The organism is Bellilinea sp. (assembly GCF_034432615.1).
GTDB lineage: Bacteria > Chloroflexota > Anaerolineae > Anaerolineales > Anaerolineaceae > Bellilinea.
Map to the genome: position 1 here is coordinate 1 of NZ_DAOUBL010000289.1, position 2,531 is coordinate 2,531.

Genomic DNA, 2,531 nt, shown 5'->3' on the forward strand with positions numbered 1-2,531 from the left:
TTTGCAGACTTTCCAGAATATCCTTCTGGGTCAAATAACCGGCATTGATCAACAAAAGGCCCACTTCTTTGTCGCTCATCTTTCGCGTTCGCTCGCGAATAACACGAGCCTGATTAGGCGTAATTTTACGGCTGCGCTGCAAGATGGCTGCAAGATCGTTTTCTTCACTGCCAATTTGGGCATAAGCCAGTTTACCTTCACGAAACGTAATCTGCGCAACCTCGCTGGTACCTTCGATCACCAGTGTACCAGTTTTGCGAGCCAGATTGATCAGATTGAGCAGTTGAGTGGTGGAAAAGTCACGCAGATTGCCCCGTAATGCCATGTGCAGCCTCGGAAAACGAGAAGGTCTGAAAGAATTATAACAAATGTCCGTCCATTCACAACGCATTCACGGCGTTGAGAATGGCGGTTTACCTTACAATATCGTTGGGTGAATTGGGTATAATCAACGGCATCATCTCCATATTGTTGAGCGGTCAAAGCATGTCCTCTGAGATTGTGATTCTATGCAACCCCCATGCCAATCAGCGCAAAGCCGCTGCGGTTGCCAGCCGCCTTCAACAAATTGCCCCACCCTCTGCTCAGGTGGAGTGGGTATTTACGGCTTATCCACGCCATGCCGTACAACTGGCGCACCAGATTGCCGAACAGGGCTGCCGTAAGTTGATTGCCATGGGCGGCGATGGTACCGTCCACGAGGTCGTCAACGGAGTTATGCACCTGCCGCCGGAACAGCGCCCGATCATCGGGATCATACCGGTCGGTTCAGGCAATGATTTAGCCGGAAGTCTGAAAATTCCCGCCGACCCGGTTGACGCCCTCAAACTGGCGCTGGACGGTTCGGTAGGCAATGTGGATATCGCCCGCATCGAAGATGACCACGGACACGGCGAGTATTGGACAAACACGCTGGGAATCGGTTTTGATGCCGTGGTCAACATCCGTTCGCGCAGCATCCGTTGGGTGCGCGGCTTTTTGATTTACCTCTTCTCTGCCCTGCAAACCATTCTTTTCAATCACACACCGCTCGGTTTACAAGCCGTTCAGGACGGTAAAAGATGGCAGGCTCACCTTTTGATGCTGGTGCTGTGCAACGGCCGGCGGGAAGGCGGCGCCTTCTGGGTTGCCCCGCAGGCCAGTCCGCAAGACGGAAAACTGGACTATCTGGGCATTCGCCGTATCTCGCGCTTGCAAATGTTGTACACCATTCCTTTTATGATGCAGGGCACCCATCAGCGCCTCTCGTATGCCTGCCACGGGCGATTTCAGAATCTGGAACTGGTTTCAGATCACCCCCTCTACATCCATACCGACGGTGAAATTTACGCCGGCCTGGATTCGACCATCCGCCAGATACGGGTCGAAGCCATACCATCGGCTATACGAATGAACATTCCCTCTGCCGGATAATTCCCCAAAGCATGCCTGAATTAACTCACACCCTGCAAGGTCACGATCTCGGTTTCTTGAAAATGGTTGCCGGCCTGTGGGGTTTGGAACTCACCGCCCACGACGTCCGCTCAGCAATCCCGCAACTGATTCAAGCCATGCTTGACCGCCCGCTGTTGGAGGAAATTGTCGCCAGCCTGCCGGAAGGCGCTCGCCGCGCCCTGCTGGACTTGCTGGCTCATCAGGGAAGGTTGCCGTGGTCGGCTTTCAGCCGTAAGTACGGTGAGGTGCGAAGTCTGGGAATCGCCCGCCGCGACCGTGAAAGACCTGACCTCAACCCCATCTCACCGGCTGAAATGCTCTGGTACCGTGCCCTGATCGGAAAAGCCTTTCTCAATCAACCGCCTGAACCACAGGAATTTGCCTATATTCCGGATGACCTCGCCAGCCTGCTGGCAGTACCGGTTGAACCGCTCCCGCCTGTGTTGGGGCAGGCCGCCTCGCCGCAGGATTACGGCCACATCCTGCCGGCAACCGATCGAATTCTGGATGATGCCTGCACGCTGCTGGCCGGCTTGCGCATGGAAATGGATGAATCCCGCTTTGCCGGATACCTCAGCCTGCCGCTGCGTGATTTGCGCACATTGCTCGAAGCCGCCAGCTTCGTGGATGAGCAAGGTCAACCCCGCCCGGAACAGGTGCGTGGTTTCCTGGAAGCCGAGCGCCCGAAGGCTCTGCTTCAACTGGCAACAGCCTGGCTCAATTCCACCACCTGTGATGATTTGCGTATGCTGCCCGCGTTAATTTTTGAAGGAGAGTGGCGCAACGACCCTCTGCAAACCCGCAACCGCGTATTAAACCTGCTGCGTCAATTACCGGCTGAGGTCTGGTGGGATTTGAACGCCTTCATTGCGGCGGTAAAACAGGAACAGCCGGATTTTCAACGCCCGGCGGGGGATTACGATTCGTGGTTTATCCGCCGCGCGTCCGATAACCAGTACCTGCGCGGCTTTGAGTGCTGGGAGGAGGTGGACGGCGCTTTATTGCACTATCTGATAACCGCACCACTGCACTGGCTGGGCATCATGGATCTGGCCAGCCGTGACAGCAGCTCGCCGCCGCTCGCCTTTCGTTTTTCG

At 55.7% G+C, this 2,531-nt stretch carries 3 protein-coding genes; 2 read left to right on the forward strand and 1 reads right to left on the reverse strand.

The genetic code is table 11. The features are described from left to right. A partial coding sequence (locus VAE48_RS13205) for a DUF4388 domain-containing protein (RefSeq protein ID WP_322793799.1) occupies positions 1-325 on the reverse strand: 325 nt, incomplete at its 3' end. A gap of 80 nt (positions 326-405) precedes the next feature. Here VAE48_RS13205 and VAE48_RS13210 point away from each other — a divergent pair. Together VAE48_RS13210 and VAE48_RS13215 are read left to right on the forward strand one after the other, a co-directional pair. Beyond that, complete coding sequence (locus VAE48_RS13210; RefSeq protein WP_322793800.1) at positions 406-1,413, forward strand: diacylglycerol kinase family protein; 1,008 nt, start codon at positions 406-408, stop codon at positions 1,411-1,413. 11 nt (positions 1,414-1,424) lie between these two features. Continuing rightward, the coding region (locus tag VAE48_RS13215; protein ID WP_322793801.1) for a hypothetical protein at positions 1,425-2,531 on the forward strand (1,107 nt) is incomplete at its 3' end.

Coding starts and splice junctions, on each gene's coding strand:
- VAE48_RS13210 (WP_322793800.1), top strand. CDS start 406: ATGGCGGTTTACCTTACAATATCGTTGGGTGAATTGGGTATAATCAAC.